The following is a 15181-nucleotide window of genomic DNA, read 5'->3' on the forward strand; positions in this document are numbered from 1 at the left end:
GATTTTAGCCGCCACGCCGCTCCCACAGCTTCAAGCCGTCAGCCAGGCGCGTCGGCCGATAGCCCAATGCCTGCAGTCGATCGATATTGAGGGCGGGAAAGCCCCAATCCTCTTCCCCCTCACCTTCATGCACGACGGCCGCGCCCGTTCGCTCCGCCAGCAGGGTCGCCAGTTCCGCAATCGTCGTGCGCACGCCGCTGCCGACATTGAAAGCCCCCGCATTCTCGCTGCCGAGCAACAGCATCATGGCCCGCGCCACATCGTCCACATGGATCAGGTCGGCCCCGAACCCGCCGCCGCCACGCACCCGGATCGGCCCACCGCTCGCGGCTGCCTGCGCCATCGCGGCCAGCGCGCCGCTCCGCTGACCCGGCCCATAGACCGAAGCCAGCCGCAGCGTCTGGAGCAGCACATCCTCCCCCCGGCAACGTTCCGCCGCGTAGATTTCCTGACAGACCTTCGAACCGAGATAATAGCCCCTGCTGCCGGGAAAGAGGGGCGCTTGCTCGTCCGGAGGCTGGCCAGTCGGCGCATAGGCGTTGGCGCTGCTCGCCTGCATGATCCGCCGCACGTCTGCCCGGATCGCCGCGTCGACCAGCCTCAGCGTGCCGAGCGCGTTGATCCGCCAGCAGCGCTCCGCTTCGGCCGGGTCGCCATGGTCGGTGGGGATATGGGCAGCGAGATGCACCAGCGCCGCGCAGCCGGAAAGGTCCGCATCCTCCACTGCCGCCAGGTCGAGGAACGCCCAATCGTCCGCCGGATCGGCATCGGGCGGCGGGCGGCGGCCGAGATGGCGGATGCGCCACCCCGCCCGCCGCGCCGCAGGCCGAAAGGCGCGGCCGACAAAGCCCGAACCGCCGGTCAGGGCCAGCAGGGGGCCGACGCCGCTCATCGCACCGCGTCGATGCGCTCCTGCGGCACGAACATCTCGTCCCAATAGCGCAAGATGACCCCCGGCCGGACCGGCGGCTGCACGATGGGGGTGGCGTGGAGCAGTTTCCGCACGCACATCTCCACCTCGTTGAAGCCCGCCATGGCGCGCAGCGGCGTCGTGCCGGAAAATCGGGCGTTGATCTCGAACACGCGGGGGGTGCCGTCGGCATCGGTGCGGAACTGGAAGTTGGCGGGGCCATGGGGTTGCAGCGCCCGGCCCAGCGTCCGCACCTGATCGTTCAGTTCCGGATAGTCGGCGACATAAGCGCGATAGGTGTTTCCGTCGCGCAGGTCGCGGCGCATCACGATGGACGCCTGCACCTCGCCATCGAAGACGAGGGTGGAGGCGGTATATTCGCAATCGGCGCTGCCCACGCATTGCTGCACGACAAGCCCGCCGCGCCCCTCCAGCGCCGACGCCAGTCCGGCGCGGTCATGCACCACCGATACGCCGACCGAACGCGCGCCGATCCGGGGCTTCACCACCAGCGGAAAGCCGACCTGGGCGATCAGCGCCTCCACCCCCTCCTTATCCTCGCCAGCGGCGGAGGCGGGATGGGGCAGGCCGACGCTTTCGAAGAAGCGCGCCGTCTCCAGCTTGTCGTCGGCAATGGCGACGACGCGGGGATCGCTGACCAGCACATGCGTCCCGAACAGCGCCTCCAGCCGGTGGCGCTCAGCGGCGAACCAGGACAGTTCGACATCGGTTCCGACCAGCACGGCGTCGGGCCGTTCCCGGTCCAGCAGTTGGTGAATGCGGTCGCCAAAGGCCGGGTCATCGGCGAAGGGCAGGCGATAGGCCCCGTCCGCCCAGTAAAGGCCGGAGGAAAGCGGATTGGGATCGGCGGCGATCACCCGGCAATCCAGGGTCGATTGCCGCAGCGCCTTGATAATGCCCTGCCCCAGCACGGCGCCCGCTCCGGTGACGAGAATCTTCATGCGAAGAACCGGCAGAGCCGCTCCTGCGTGGAGGCGGACAGGGTAGTGGCGCGGATGGCGTGCATCTGATCCTCCGGATCGAAATCGATGTCGCGGCTTTCGATGGTCACAGAATCTCCCCTGATGTCGATCATCGCCCATTTCGGCGTCCGGTCGCCGTCGTCTCGCGGCTGGCCGAGCGAGGCGAGGGTGAAGATGGTGGCGGCGTCGCAATCATAGCGGCGATGCCGGTGGACGTGGCCGAACAGGCCGTAGAGAAAGCCCCGCGCCGCGACCGCGGCGGCGGCTTCCTCCGCCTCCTGCGCCGAGCGGATGTAGCGCCAGTCGCCATAGTCGAAGGGATTGGCATGGGCGGCGAACAGCGGCCCGAGCGACCAGCTTTCGCGCCAGTCGAACGCCGTCATGCTGTCGGACGGGATATGGGCGGCGGTCCAGTCGACGCTTTCGCGCAGCCAGTCGGGCAGGGCGGCGCGATAGGCCTCCGCCGCCGCCGACCCCCGGTAGAGCATGTCGTGATTGCCGCTGATCAGGATCGCCCCGTCGCGAACCGCCGCGCCCTGCACCAGTTCCAGCGTCTCCAGCGGCTGCACGCCATAGGTCAGCAGGTCGCCCAGGATGAGCATTCGGTCGAACCCCTCCCGCCGGGCGGCGGTAAGCGCGAGTTGCAGCGGGTCGCTGGCAGCGTGGATGTCGGTCAGCGCGGCTATTCGCATGGCGACACCGGGCGGGCCAGAGGGGACGGAGCGAAGCGGGGGCGGCGGGACTGGGTCAGTTCCCGATACAGGTCGAGATGCGCCGCCGCGCAGCTTTCGAGGGAAAAGCGCCGGGCGGCATGCAGCGCGCCCCGCGACAGGGCGGCATATTGGGAGTCGTCGCTCAGCGTCTCCACGACCGCCCGCGCCAGCGCGGCGGGGTCGGAAGGGGGGACGAGCCGGCCGTTGACGCCGGGCAGGACCATTTCCCGATTGCCCGCCACCGCGGTCGCGACGATGGGCAGGCCGCTCATCGCCGCCTCGATCATGGCGATGGGAAAACCCTCCCACAGCGAGCAGTTCACGAACAGGTCCGCCTGCCGCATCAGCGCGTCGACGCCGCTGCATGCGCCCAGCAATTCGACGGGTTCGCCAGCGGCCTGCACCTGAAGCCGGCCGAATTCCGGTCCCCCGCCCGCTATGCGGATGCGGGCGGAGCGGCCCTGCGCCGCCAGCGCCTCCACCAGCGGGCGGGCGGCGCGGAGCAGGGTGGGATAATCCTTCTGCGCCGACACCGTGCCCACGGCGAGGATCGTCGGATCGCGCCTGGCGGCGTCGCGCGGCTGCCCGGCCTGGAAGCGGGCGCTGGCGGCGTTCAGGATCATGCGGATCGGCTTGCGGGCATGGTCGCGCAGCATCGCCTCGCACTGGTCGCTGATCGCGACATAGCTGTCGACGATGCAGTCGAAGAGGGCGAAGGCCGACGGCGGAAAGGAGAGGCGGCTGTTATGGTGGGTCAGCACCACCGGCACGCCGGGCATGGCCAGCGCAAGGGGGAAGAGGGCGCGGGCCGTGTGGGCGTGGATCACGTCCGGCCGGATCGCGCGCAGGGCGCGGCGCAGCGCCAGCGCCCCGCCGGGCAGATTGTTGCGGTTGGCAAGGCCCAGGGAAAGGGCGGTAGCGCCGTCCGCCCGCACCCGCGCCATCATCGCCGCTTCGGTATCGGGCGCATTGCCCACCTGCGCCGCGTCGCTGAGCGAGAGGACTGTCGCCTGATGCCCCGCCTGCGCAAAAGCCTCCGCCAGATTGCAGACCAGCATTTCCGCCCCGCCCGACGTGAAGCTGGTGATGATCGAACAGATGCGCATCTCAGCGGGCCAGGTCGACGCCGGTGGCGGCCAGCAGCGCCAGGGCGCGGGGCGACAGGTCGGACCGGCAGCGTTCCAGCACCAGATCGGCCTGATCGGGCCTCAGCCACTCGCCGAAGGCGCCCGCCTTGCCGCTGCGCATGCGCAGGCTCTGGTCGTCGTTGCGGTCATAATCATGGCCGGGAATGCCGCCGTCGCGTTCCTTGTCGCGCATCCGGTCGAATTGCGCGGCGGCGACGGCGCGGGCGAGCATTTCGGGCTGAGGCTCGACGCCCAGAAAGGCGAGGATGCCCGCCACGGCAGGCATCGGTTCGGCCAGCATATGTTCATAGCTGATCAGGTGATGCGGCCGCCCCGCCAGCCCTGCCGCCCAGCCGTTCAGATAGGCGGTTAGCGCCGCCATCCCATATTTGGGTTCGTCCAGGAAAGCCGCCATGTCGCCGGAAAAACTCTTCTTGTGCCGGGTCGCGTGGAAATAGGCGGACACGATCACGTCGCGGGGATCCCGAACCAGGAAAAGGACCGGCCGGTCGAGGAACAGCCGCTCGCGATAGGGCAGGTGACTGACCAGAATCAGCGGCAGCCCCGCCTCGCCCGTCCGCCCGATGAAGGCGTCGATGCCGCGCACGGGATCGCGGTCGAAATTGGGCAGGATGCGGAAGGTGCTGGTGAGGTCGGGCTCGAAGCCCAGCTTCGCGCTTTCCGCGAAATAGCAGGAGAGCAGGTAACGCAGCCATGTCCGCCCGCTCTTGGGGTAGGAAACGAGGAAAGCGTCGGCCCGCGCCGCCGCCAGCCGCAATGGCGGTTCGTCCCGCAGCCGCCGCCGCATCGCCCGCGCAACGCCCTTCAGCGACATCATGTTCATGATCCTGCCCTCACGCGATGATGGTCGAGAATGCTGGTGATGACCGACTGCCAGCGGGCGAGCACCTGGTCATGGCCGAAATCCGCCATCCGATCCCGCGCCGCCTGCCCCAGGGCCGCGCGCCGCGCCGGATCGTTGCAGAGCGCGACGATCGCCTCCCCCAGCGCCGCGCCGTCGCCATTGGGCACCAGCAGGCCGCTGCGGTCATGCTCGATCATTTCGGCCGGACCCCATTGGCAGTCGAAGGAAACGACCGGCAGGCCCGCGCCCATGGCCTCCCCCACGACGATGCCCCAGCCTTCGAAGCGGGAGGAGAGGACGAAGATGTCGGTTTGGGGAATCCAGTCGCCCGGCCTTTCCGTCACGCCGGGCAGGCTGACCCGATCCGTCAGGCCCAGCCGGTCGCGCTGCCGCTCCAGCGCGACGCGCTCCGGCCCCTCGCCCCAGATCGCCAGCTTCCAGTCGGGTATGCGCTGCGCCACATGGGCGAAGGCGTCCAGCAGCAGGTCGAATCCCTTTTGCGGCACCAGCCGCCCCACCGCGCCGATGGTGCGGCCGTCCGACCGCCGGTCCGGCGCGGCGCCGGCGGGCGGCACCGGATTGGGGATCACCCATCCCTTCACGTCCATGGCGCCCTGGAACCAGTCCATCGCCCCCTGGGTCATGGTGATGAGGCCCAGGGCGCGCGGATAGGTCATCCGCCGCAGCCGGCTCCACACCGGCCCCACCGGCTGGAGCGCGGGATTGTTGCGTTCCGACACGATCACCGGGATGCAGAGCGGCCATGCGGCAAGCACGGACAGGATGTTGGTGCGGGTGAGGAAGCTGACCACCAGTTCGGGCTGCGCCGCCTTCAACGCCCGCCGCAGCAACCTGTGCCGCCGCAGCATCGCCAGCGCGCCGGTCGCGGCGGCGCGGCGGCGCGACTTCATGCCCAGCCTGACGATCCGCACATCGGGACGATAGGGGTAATAGGATGGAGCGGACGGCTCCTCGAACGCGATCAGGCTGATCGCCCAGCCCTGCGCCGCGAAATGGTTGCAGAGCAGGCTGACGATATGTTCCGATCCGCCCGCGCCCAGCCCCGGAAGGACGAACGCGAGTCTGGGTGGCCTGGATGCTCTTACCAGCATGGCGGCGGGGTTCCTGTATGATCACGCTGTTATGCGGGCCAGTGTCCTTGGCAGGCGATCCCAAGTCCATTGCGCGAAGGGGTTAGGGGGCGGCCCTTTGGATCAGTCCTGTCCCGCCCCGGCACGGCTGCGCGTCAATAATGGATGCGCAGTTCGATGCCCCCCCTGACGCGGTCGAATTCGTCCAGCGCGACGCTGCTGTCGCGTTTGGAAAAGCGCGCTATCCCCGCGACGGCGACCCGGCGGTTGACGGCATATTCCAGCTCGCCGGTGACGCCGTAGAGATGGTCGGTGTCGTCGACCCCGAAATATTTGCTGCGGCGGTAGAGAATGCCCAACCGGCCCGTCAGATTATGCCGGATTTCCTGGTTTATTCCCAGGCGGAAGCGCATGTCCTCACGGGACTGCACGCCGGTCCGGTAGGTGGCGACATTGCCGACGAAGCCGTCCAGCGTGATCGTCGTGCGCGGGCGAGGCGCATATGTCAGGCCGATCTGCACCGACATGCGGGTCTGCGATTCGATCAGCTTGTCCCTGGCGTCCAGGCGATAGACGCCCACCGCGGCATCGCCGCGCAGCGTGCCGCCCGGATCGATGGCGATGCCCACCCGTGCGCCATAGGTCGACGCATCGCGGTTGAACTGGCCTGGCGCGGGGGCCAGCCGGAAATCGCGATGCGCCGCGACGCCCTCCACGAAGACGCTCGTCAGCGGCGACACGCGCAGCATCACCCGCGCCAGGCCGCCCACCGCATCCAGGTCGCGCTCCTCGTCGATGGCGCGGGTGTAGCGCATCCGCGCGCCGGTCGCCTTGAACAGAAATCCGATGCGCGAACCCTGATGCAGATAGGACAGGTCGCCATCCACCAGATTGAGTTCGCGCGGGCCGATATTGGGCAATGTGTTGCCCTCCGGCTCGCCCCGATCCTCTATCAGGTGCTGCCAGCTTGCGCCGACGTTCAGCCGGTCGGCGGCCGACGGGTTCCAGTTCAGCCCGGCGGCGACGCGCCCGCCGGCCGCATCTTCCTTCTCATATTGGAAATATTTGCGGAAATCCCCCTCCGCCCGGGCGGTCAGTTCCAGCGCGCCGCCCTTGCGCAGCAGGTCGACATAGGGGCGGAACTGGAGCCGGAGATCGTCCTTTTCGCCAAAGGCCTGGGCATAGATGTTGCTGTCATATTCCAGGCGCGCGCTGCCGCCGATCCTGACGGTCGCGCTGCCCAGCGACAGCGGCGTCGGTTCGAACAGCGCGGCGGGTTCCCCCTGCAAGGGTTCGGAGGCGTCCATATCCTGCGCATGGGCGTCGGGCAGCGCCGTCATCAGCAACAGGGCGGCCGCTCCTCCGGAGGCCCGACCCAGGACCGGGCCGAAGACCGGGCGGGCCATCAAAACCACTTCTCATAGATGCGCAGCGTGTCGCCCGGCTGAATCATGTCGCGCTCGCCCGCCCGGCCGACCACCTGCCGCCCGTCGACCATGCGGGTGATGGCGACGCTGCCCTGTTCGGCGCGAAAGGTATATCCGCCCGCCACCGACACCGCCGCCAGCACCGACATGCCCGCGCGATATTGATATTCGCCGGGACTCTTCACCTCGCCCAGCACATAGAAGGGACGCAATCTCACTGGCTGGACGCTGACGGTCGGGGCATTGAGCAACTGGCGCTGGGTCAGTTGGCTGGCGATGCTGGCCTGCAATTCCGGGACCGTCTTGCCGCCCGCGTCGACATCGCCCAGCACCGGCAGCGAAATCTGGCCGCGATCGTTGATCGTGTAGCTGCCCTCGCCGGAATCGGCCCCGCTGAGGCCCGGAATCGCCACCCGCACCTCGTCCCCCGCGCCCAGGCGATAGGCGACGGTCGGGGCAGGCGGCAGGCTTGCGAGTCCCGACAGCCCGCTCGAACAGGCGGTGCTCAGGGCGAAAAGGCCAAGGAAAATGCCATGGTGAAGCCGGTTGCGCATCTGCGTCCCCTCTCGATGGATAGGGCGGAAGTTTAAGCCCTTAGGCTGATTCAGGGGCGGGCAATAACGGATCGCGGGCGGGCAAAAAGGGGCGAGGGGCGGGGCGCTTTGGGAGTGATTCGAAGGAGGCGTTGCTGGCATATCGTGCTCCTGCGAGGAGCCCAGTCCCGCCGACCGAACTGGGCTCCTGCCTTCGCAGGAGCACATATCGTCAAGCCGCCAGCCGCCTATCCTGCCGCCAATGGCTGAGATCGCGCCCGATCAACTCCTCCAGCTCGGCAATGTCCCGCGCATAATAGTCGACCATGCGCCGGCGCAGCGCCGGGGCGAGCGGCGGATAGGCGATCTGCCGCGCGAATGCGCCGCGCACCCGTTCGAACACCGCATTGCCGCGCAGGGGCCGCACCGCCTCCTTCAGCGGCGCCAGCGCGGTGCGCACCGGCAGGGGCAGGAATCTTTCGCTGCTGTCGTTGCGGGGATCGGCGCCCACCTGCGTCGAATAATGGCAGGGCGCGCCGATATGGTCGCTGACGATGGCGACGGTCGCTTCCGGCGCGGCCTTCACATCCTCGAACAGCAGCACCTTGATCTGCTCCGCATCGAAATGGGCGAGCCAGCGGCGCAGATGCTTCGCGTAAAGCCCATCCTCCAGGAAGCGCGGCTGGTCGCTGGGGCGGCCGTCCAGATAATGGTCTGGCCCCTTCGACACCGTGCCGCGCCGGAACAGCATCTTGTAATCGGAATAGGCCCGGTCGACCGGGTTGCGAAGCTGCACCACCAGCCGCGCCCTGGGCAGGACGGCGGCAAGGCGGGCGGGCGCGTCCGCATGGGCGAGATAGTCGGCCGACTTTTCCCCCAGCATCTGGTCGGGCCGCGCCCCGTCGAAGAAACGGCGATAATGGTCGAGGCCGCGATCGAAATCCTGGCTGAAGAAATGCGGTTCCGGCGCGGGCAGGTAGATGGCCGGATTGTCCTGAAGCTGGTTGTGGATCCAGGTCGTCGCGCCCTTCACGGCGCCTATGATGACGAAATGCGGCAGGCGGTCGTTGGTCATTGTCTCTTCCCTTTCGTCAGCGATCCTGTTCCGCCAGAGCGATCGCAAGGCAGTTGGCGAGCCGCTGCATGTCCGCATCGTCCAGCAGATGGTCGACCGGAAAGGCGATGCTGCGGCGGCCCATATCCTGCGCGACGGGCAGCACGCCGTCCCGGCGCACATCCATGGCGGCAAAGGCAGCCTCCCGCGTCATGTCGGCGCAGGAGCCGCTGCCGACCGGCATGCCCATGCGCGCCATCCGGTCGATGATCGGGGCGGTTCCGCCTTCGCCCAGCCGGTCGGCGGCGATGGCGACGTAAAGCCGGTAGAAGGCGTGGCCCACATGGCCCGGAATCTCCGGCACCTCCAGCCCCGGAACGGCGCGCAACAAAGGCATCAGCGCCTGCGCGTTGCGGCGGCGGCGGGCGAGCCAGCCGGGCAGCTTGGCAAGCTGCGCCCGGCCGATGGCGGCCTGCATTTCGGTCATCCGCCAGTTGCTGCCGAAACTGTCGTGCAGGTAGCGGAAGCCGCTGGCCGGGGCGGGCGCGAAGAATTTGTCGGGATTCTTGCCATGATCCTTATAGGCCCAGGCCCGCTTCCAATGCGCCTCGTCGCGCAGCAGCAGCATGCCCCCTTCCCCGCCGGTCGACATGATCTTGTCGGTGCAGAAGGAGAAGGCGGCGGCATCCCCGAAGCCGCCCACGGGCCGGCCGTGCAGCGTCGCGCCGTGCGCCTGCGCGCAATCCTCGACCAGCCACAGCCCCTTTTCATCGGCCAGCGCCCGAAGCGCATCCATGTCGCAGGGCCAGCCCGCCAGATGCACGCATATTATCGCCCGGCTGCGCGGCGACAGCATGCGGCGGACCGACGCCGGATCGATATTGTTGTTCACCGGATCGATGTCGGCGAAGACCGGCGTGGCGCCCACCGCGACGATGCAGGCCGCGCTGGCGAAGAAGCTGCGCGAAGGCAGGATCACCTCGTCGCCCGCGCCGATGCCCAGCGCCCGCAGCGCCAGTTCCAGCGCCACCGTGCCGTTGCTGACCGCAATGCCGTGGGGCATGCCGCAAAAGGCCGCGAACTCGGCTTCGAAGGCGCGACCTTGCTCGCCATGGACCATGGAATTCACCCGCCCGGTCTCCAGAACATGCGTCGCCGCCGCGATCTCGTCGGCCTCATGCTGCGGCCAGCGCAGCGCCGGATGGTCGAGCGGGCTGAGGCGGGTCGGGCTGGCGCGGGGCGCGATCCGGGCTGGGGCTGGCGCGGCTTGCATCAAGGTTCCTCCGGAAGGTCAGGCGACATCGCGCGGCAGCGGCGAGGACAGGGCGGCCGGAATGTCCGCCGGGCGCGGCGGCATCATCAGCAGCGTGTCGGAACTTTCCGCCGCCAGCCGCCGCAATATCTCCGCCCAGCGCGAACTGGCCGAGGCAGCGACCATCTCGTGCGTCAGCCGCACCAGCTCGTCCGCGTCGCCCGCCGCGATCAGCCGGGCGAGCTGGGCGAAGCCCTCCACCAGCATCTCCAGCGGGATGGGCGAGGGCATCGCCTCGAAAATGCCGGGAATGGCGCTTTCGATCTTGTCCTCGCTGCTGTCGAACAATTCCTCGAACAGCTTTTCGCCGGGACGCAGGCCGATGAACCTGATCGGCACGTCGATCTCCGGCCGCAGCCCAGCCATGCGGATGACGCGGCGGGCGATCTCCACGATCTTCACCGGCTCCCCCATGTCGAGGACGAAGATGGTGCCGCGTTCCGAATCCGTCTCCAATGCGCGGGCGCTGCTTTGCAGGATCAGCAGCACCGCCTCCTGCACGGTCATGAAGAAGCGTTCGATGTCGGGATGGGTGACGGTCAGCGGCTTGCCGTTCGCCAGTTGCTGCTGGAACAGCGGGATCAGCGATCCGCTGGACCCCAGCACATTGCCGAAGCGCACCGTCAGGAAGCGCGGACTGTCAGGATCGCAACTGCCGATCAGGTCGAGCGCCTGGCAGTATAATTCGCCCAGCCGCTTGGTGGCGCCCATCAGGCCGACGGGGTTCACCGCCTTGTCGGTCGACACCTGGATCATCGCTCGCGCCTCGAACTCGCAGACCGCGTCCGCGACGTTGCGGGTGCCCAGCACATTGGTGTGCACCCCGGCGCAGGGATTGGCCTCCACCATCGGCACATGCTTCAGCGCGGCGGCGTGGAAGACGATCTGCGGCCGCCGCCGCTCGAAAACCTGCCAGAGGGCGGGGCGCTGGCGGATGGAGCAGAGTTCGGCGTGGAAGCGGATATGGGGGAATTTCTCCCGCGCCTCCATCTCTATGGCGTAGAGATTATATTCGCTGTGATCGAGCAGCACGATCTCCGCCGGGGAATAATAGGCAAGCTGGCGCACCAGTTCGCCGCCGATCGTGCCGCCCGCGCCCGTCACCATGATCCGCGCCCCGGTGACGACCCGTTCCAGATAGCTGTGCTGCACGGTGATTTCCGGACGCCCCAGCAGTTCGGCGAGCGGCATCTTCTCTATCGCCATGCGGTCGCCGTCCATGGATTGGGCGCTGGTCCAGGGATTGCGGAAGCGCGAGACGACCAGATTTTCCTGCTCGGCCAGGCTGGCGATGCGCAATATCTGCTGCCGGTCGAGCCGCTCGCTGCTTTCCTGCACCACCAGGCTGACCGGACGCTTGCCCGCGCGGTCGAGGTCCGCGACGATCCGGGGCAGCATCTCCGGCGATCCCAATATCGGAAGGCCGCCGACATGCAGCCGCCGGTCATGCCCGTCGAAGGAGATGACGCCGACGATCTCCAGCCCCGAATGCGCCTCCGTGGGGACAAGATCCGCCATCACCCGCGCCCAATCCAGTTCGCCCAGCAACAGGATGCGGCGGCGCGCCTGCACCGTCCGGCGCAGCCGCGCCGCCCGGACATGCTTGAAGAACTGCCGCCGCAGCACGCGCACCGCCAGCAGCGCCGCGACGGTCAGCGGCACGTCGACGGTCAGGAAGACGGTCATCGGCCCGCGCATCATCTTCTGCGGCGCCAGCAACCCGGCGGTGATCATCCAGATGAGCCAACTGCTGGCGAGCAGGCTGGCCGCCAGCGACAGCGCGTCCCCGATCGACAGGAAGCGCCAGCTTTGTCGATAGGTGCCGACGACGAACAGCACGCTGAGGTTCACGCCGACGAACAGCGCCATGAACCAGGGGTCCAGCAGCGTCCGGGGCATGGGCAGGTCGGACAGGATCAGGCGGGAAAGAACGAAGCTGCCCAGCATGATGAGCGCGTCCAGCGCCAGGATGACGGCCAGCCTGATCGCCCAGAAGCGCGTGGCGCCCCGCGCCGCGAAAGCGCGGACGGCGGCATCCAGCCGCAGGAGGGGCGTTTCCGCGGCGGCTTCCGCCCCATTCTGCCCGGCTGGCGCGATATTCGGCATTCGCTTGTCTCCGATTTCGGGCGCTTGTCTACGAACCCTTGGTCCGCCGGTTGCGATGGAAGAGGGTTGCCTGGAGGCGTTGCCCTGCATGCCCGCCGCAACCGACGGTAGGCATCAGGCTATCGAAACAGGGGCTTCCCGGTAATCGATCGACCGGACATCATCCTTTATCCCTTGCGCGGCGCGGCCGGTGCGGGCGATCTCCCCTTATGGCTATGTCGCCAGTGCCGTCGTGCCACGGCGGGGGCCGCGCCGTGCGCGGAGGGGATGCCGCCTGCCTCAAAGGGGTATCTACCGATGCACCGCAAAATGGGGCGACAGGGCGTGCTATCCCACCCAATGACGTGTTCCTGCGCAGGCAGGAACGCGAAAAGTCAGGCCAGCCAGAGAGGCATATGCGCCATGAAAGTCGTGATCCTCTCCAGCCTGTCCTGGTCGCTGGTCAACTTCCGCGGGGCGCTGATCGCCCGGATGATCGAGGAGGGGCATGAGGTCGTCGCCTGCGCCCCGGACGAGGAACCGGAGGTGCTGGCCAGGCTGGCGGGCATGGGCGTGCGCTTTCGCCGGACGCCCATGGCGCGGGCGGGCACCAATCCGCTGCATGACCTGCGCACCCTGCTCCATTACCGGCGGCTGATGCGGGCGGAGCGGCCCGATGTCGTCATCGCCTATACGCAAAAGCCGATCATCTATGGCGGGCTGGCCGCCCGCCTGTGGAGCCGGGCGCGCTATTTCGCGATCATGAGCGGCCTTGGCTATGTCTTCAGCGAGGAAGCAGACGGCCGCCGCTGGCTGCGGGCCGTCGTGTCACGGCTTTACCGGATCGGCGTCTCCCGGGCGCGCTGCATCTTCGTGTTCAACGGCGACGATCATCGCCTGATGCGCGAAAGCGGGATCGTCTCGCCGGCGCAAAGGGTCATGCAGGTCCCCGGTTCCGGCATCGACATCCGGCACTTCGCCGAACGGCCCCTGCCCGAAGGCCCCTTCACCTTCCTGATGATGGGCCGGCTGATGCGCGACAAGGGCGTGGGCGAATATGTCGAGGCCGCCCGGATCGTCCGCGCAAGCCGCCCGGAGGTCCGCTTCCTGCTGCTGACCCGGCCGGAGGCGGAAAATCCGACCGGCTATACCGCCGCCGATCTGGAGCAATGGCGGCAAGCCGGGCTGATCGAATTCCTGCCCGAAACCCGCGACGTGCGGCCCTTCATCGCGGCCGCCCACGCCTTCGTTCTGCCGTCCTTCTACCGGGAGGGCCTGCCTCGCACGATATTGGAGGCGCTGGCGACCGGACGGCCGGTCATCACCACCGACATGCCCGGCTGCCGCGAGCCGATCCGCCACGGCGTCAACGGCCTGCTCGTGCCGCCCCGCGACGGGCCCGCGCTGGCCGCCGCCATGGAAAGGATGATCGCCCAACCGGAGCGCGCCGCCGCCATGGCCGCAGCGGCGCGGCGGACGGCGGTCGACATCTACGATGTGGACAAGGTGAACGCCATGCTGCTGGACGTCATGCAATTGCGCGGCGCGGCCAGCGCGACGCCCGTGCCCGCGCCTCCACCCGCGCTGCTGGTGCCGGAAGGCGCATGACCGCCCGCCTGCGCCCGGCGGGATTGCTGGCGATCGCCCTTCTCGCGCTGTTGTCCCCGCTGCTGCTGCTGCTGTCCCTGCTGGTGCTGATCGGCCTGGGGCGGCCGGTGCTGTTTCGCCAGGCCCGAAGCGGCCTGGGCGGGCGGCCCTTCGCCATGATCAAGTTCCGCAGCATGCGCGACCTGCGCGACGGCCAGGGCGCCCTGCTGCCGGATGCGCAGCGGATCACCGCGGTGGGGCGGTTCCTGCGGCGCTCCCGGCTGGACGAGTTGCCCGAACTGATCAACATCGCGCGCGGCGAGATGGATTTCGTCGGCCCCCGGCCCCTGCTGCCCCACAGCATCGCCGCCATGGGGCGCGACGGCGTGGAGCGGGGCAAGGTGCGGCCGGGCCTGACCGGCCTGGCGCAGGTCAGCGGCAACACGCTGCTGAGCGTCGAGGAAAAGCTGCGCTTCGACCTCTGCTATGTGCGCCGCCGCAGCGCCCGCCTGGACGCGCAGATCATCGCCCGCACGCTGCTGGTCGTGATCGGCGGCGAAAAAAGGATAGACTGGCATGCCGACGAAGCGCGCCCTCCTCATCGGGGCGGTTGAAACCACGCGGATCGCCTTCGAAGCGATCGCCCGCCATCCGGCATGGGACATGGCCGCCATCGTCACGCTCGATCCCGCGCTGGCCGGGCGCCATTCCGATTATGTCGACCTGGAGCCGGCGGCGCGCGAGCGGGGCTGCCCGGTCATCCATGTCGACAATATCAACCGGGAGGAAGCGCTGGCCGCGATCCGCGACGCGGGCGCCGACATCGCCTTCGTCATGGGCTGGTCCCAGATTTGCGGGCCCGCCTTCCGCGCGCTCTTTCCCGACCGGGCGATCGGCTATCATCCCGCCGCCCTGCCCCGGCTGCGCGGCCGCGCCGCCATTCCCTGGACGATATTGCAGCAGGAACCGATCACCGCCGGAACCCTGTTCTGGATCGATGCGGGCACGGACACGGGCGACATAGCCGATCAGCAATTCTTCCATGTCGCGCCGGACGAAACGGCGGCCACGCTCTACGCCAAGCATATGCGGGCGCTGGCCGTCATGCTCGACCGCATGCTGGAGCGGATCGCGGCGGGGGAGATGCCGCGCACGGCGCAGGACGAAGGCTGCGCCACCTGGGCGGCGCGCCGGACCCCTGCGGACGGGCTGATCGACTGGCGACGGCCGGCCGACGACGTGCTGCGCCTGATCCGCGCCGCCGGCCATCCCTATCCCGGCGCCTTCACCCGGCTGGACGGCGCGGACCTCAGGATCTGGGCGGCGGCGCCGTCCGACATGGGCTGGCGTCATGCGGCCCTGCCGGGACAGGTCGTGGCGCGGACGGCGGAGGGTTTCACCATCCTCTGCGGCCAGGCCACCGCCCTTGCCGTCACGCAATGGAGCGGTCCTGACAAGCCGCCGAAACTCCACGCCATTTTGGGGGAATAGCCG

14 protein-coding genes are annotated in these 15181 nt (G+C 68.6%); 3 read left to right on the forward strand and 11 right to left on the reverse strand.

Annotation, left to right across the window (positions count from 1 at the left end; genetic code table 11):
* Positions 1-4: 4 nt before the first annotated feature.
* The 11 genes from Sj15T_RS13540 to Sj15T_RS13590 all read right to left on the reverse strand — a co-directional run bounded on the left by Sj15T_RS13540 (position 5) and on the right by Sj15T_RS13590 (position 12121).
* Entirely contained in the window at positions 5-892 is an 888-nt protein-coding gene (locus Sj15T_RS13540) for an NAD(P)-dependent oxidoreductase (RefSeq protein ID WP_013041504.1), read from the reverse strand.
* Positions 889-1872 carry an ATP-grasp domain-containing protein gene (locus Sj15T_RS13545; RefSeq protein WP_013041505.1) on the reverse strand — a complete coding sequence of 328 codons (984 nt, stop codon included), beginning with the start codon at positions 1870-1872 and terminating at the stop codon, positions 889-891. The genes Sj15T_RS13540 and Sj15T_RS13545 overlap by 4 nt, the downstream gene beginning before the upstream one ends.
* Entirely contained in the window at positions 1869-2585 is a 717-nt protein-coding gene (locus tag Sj15T_RS13550; RefSeq protein ID WP_013041506.1) for a metallophosphoesterase family protein, read from the reverse strand. Before Sj15T_RS13550 ends, Sj15T_RS13545 begins: the two co-directional genes overlap by 4 nt.
* Positions 2576-3712 (reverse strand): glycosyltransferase family 4 protein, encoded by a 1137-nt coding sequence (locus tag Sj15T_RS13555; RefSeq protein WP_013041507.1) that lies wholly within the window; start codon positions 3710-3712, stop codon positions 2576-2578. Before Sj15T_RS13555 ends, Sj15T_RS13550 begins: the two co-directional genes overlap by 10 nt.
* Position 3713: 1 nt before the next feature.
* Entirely contained in the window at positions 3714-4571 is an 858-nt protein-coding gene (locus Sj15T_RS13560; protein ID WP_233431845.1) for a sulfotransferase domain-containing protein, read from the reverse strand.
* 2 nt (positions 4572-4573) lie between these two features.
* A complete protein-coding gene (locus Sj15T_RS13565; RefSeq protein WP_013041508.1) occupies positions 4574-5710 on the reverse strand; it encodes a glycosyltransferase family 4 protein in 1137 nt (378 codons plus the stop codon).
* 134 nt (positions 5711-5844) lie between these two features.
* The gene (locus Sj15T_RS13570) at positions 5845-7095 is read right to left on the reverse strand and encodes an outer membrane beta-barrel protein (protein WP_013041509.1); all 1251 of its coding nucleotides are present in this window, start codon (positions 7093-7095) and stop codon (positions 5845-5847) included.
* Positions 7095-7670 (reverse strand): polysaccharide biosynthesis/export family protein, encoded by a 576-nt coding sequence (locus Sj15T_RS13575; RefSeq protein WP_013041510.1) that lies wholly within the window; start codon positions 7668-7670, stop codon positions 7095-7097. The genes Sj15T_RS13570 and Sj15T_RS13575 overlap by 1 nt, the downstream gene beginning before the upstream one ends.
* A gap of 211 nt (positions 7671-7881) precedes the next feature.
* Entirely contained in the window at positions 7882-8724 is an 843-nt protein-coding gene (locus tag Sj15T_RS13580) for a sulfotransferase (RefSeq protein WP_013041511.1), read from the reverse strand.
* A gap of 16 nt (positions 8725-8740) precedes the next feature.
* Positions 8741-9976, reverse strand: coding sequence for a DegT/DnrJ/EryC1/StrS family aminotransferase (locus tag Sj15T_RS13585; protein ID WP_013041512.1), 1236 nt, complete (start codon positions 9974-9976; stop codon positions 8741-8743).
* A gap of 18 nt (positions 9977-9994) precedes the next feature.
* Positions 9995-12121 (reverse strand): polysaccharide biosynthesis protein, encoded by a 2127-nt coding sequence (locus Sj15T_RS13590; RefSeq protein WP_007689455.1) that lies wholly within the window; start codon positions 12119-12121, stop codon positions 9995-9997.
* A 402-nt stretch (positions 12122-12523) separates the two neighbouring features.
* Between Sj15T_RS13590 and Sj15T_RS13595 the strand changes: the two genes are divergently transcribed.
* Genes Sj15T_RS13595 through Sj15T_RS13605 form a run of 3 tightly spaced genes read left to right on the forward strand, consistent with a single transcriptional unit; the run spans position 12524 to position 15178 of the window.
* Positions 12524-13708 (forward strand): glycosyltransferase family 4 protein, encoded by a 1185-nt coding sequence (locus Sj15T_RS13595; RefSeq protein ID WP_013041513.1) that lies wholly within the window; start codon positions 12524-12526, stop codon positions 13706-13708.
* Positions 13705-14301, forward strand: a complete 597-nt coding sequence (locus tag Sj15T_RS13600; protein ID WP_013041514.1) for a sugar transferase — start codon at positions 13705-13707, stop codon at positions 14299-14301. Before Sj15T_RS13595 ends, Sj15T_RS13600 begins: the two co-directional genes overlap by 4 nt.
* On the forward strand, positions 14264-15178 hold the full coding sequence (locus Sj15T_RS13605) for a formyltransferase family protein (RefSeq protein WP_013041515.1): 915 nt from the start codon (positions 14264-14266) through the stop codon (positions 15176-15178). Before Sj15T_RS13600 ends, Sj15T_RS13605 begins: the two co-directional genes overlap by 38 nt.
* Positions 15179-15181 lie beyond the last annotated feature (3 nt).

It is taken from the genome of Sphingobium sp. TA15 (assembly GCF_037101235.1).
In the GTDB taxonomy this organism is placed as follows: domain Bacteria; phylum Pseudomonadota; class Alphaproteobacteria; order Sphingomonadales; family Sphingomonadaceae; genus Sphingobium; species Sphingobium indicum.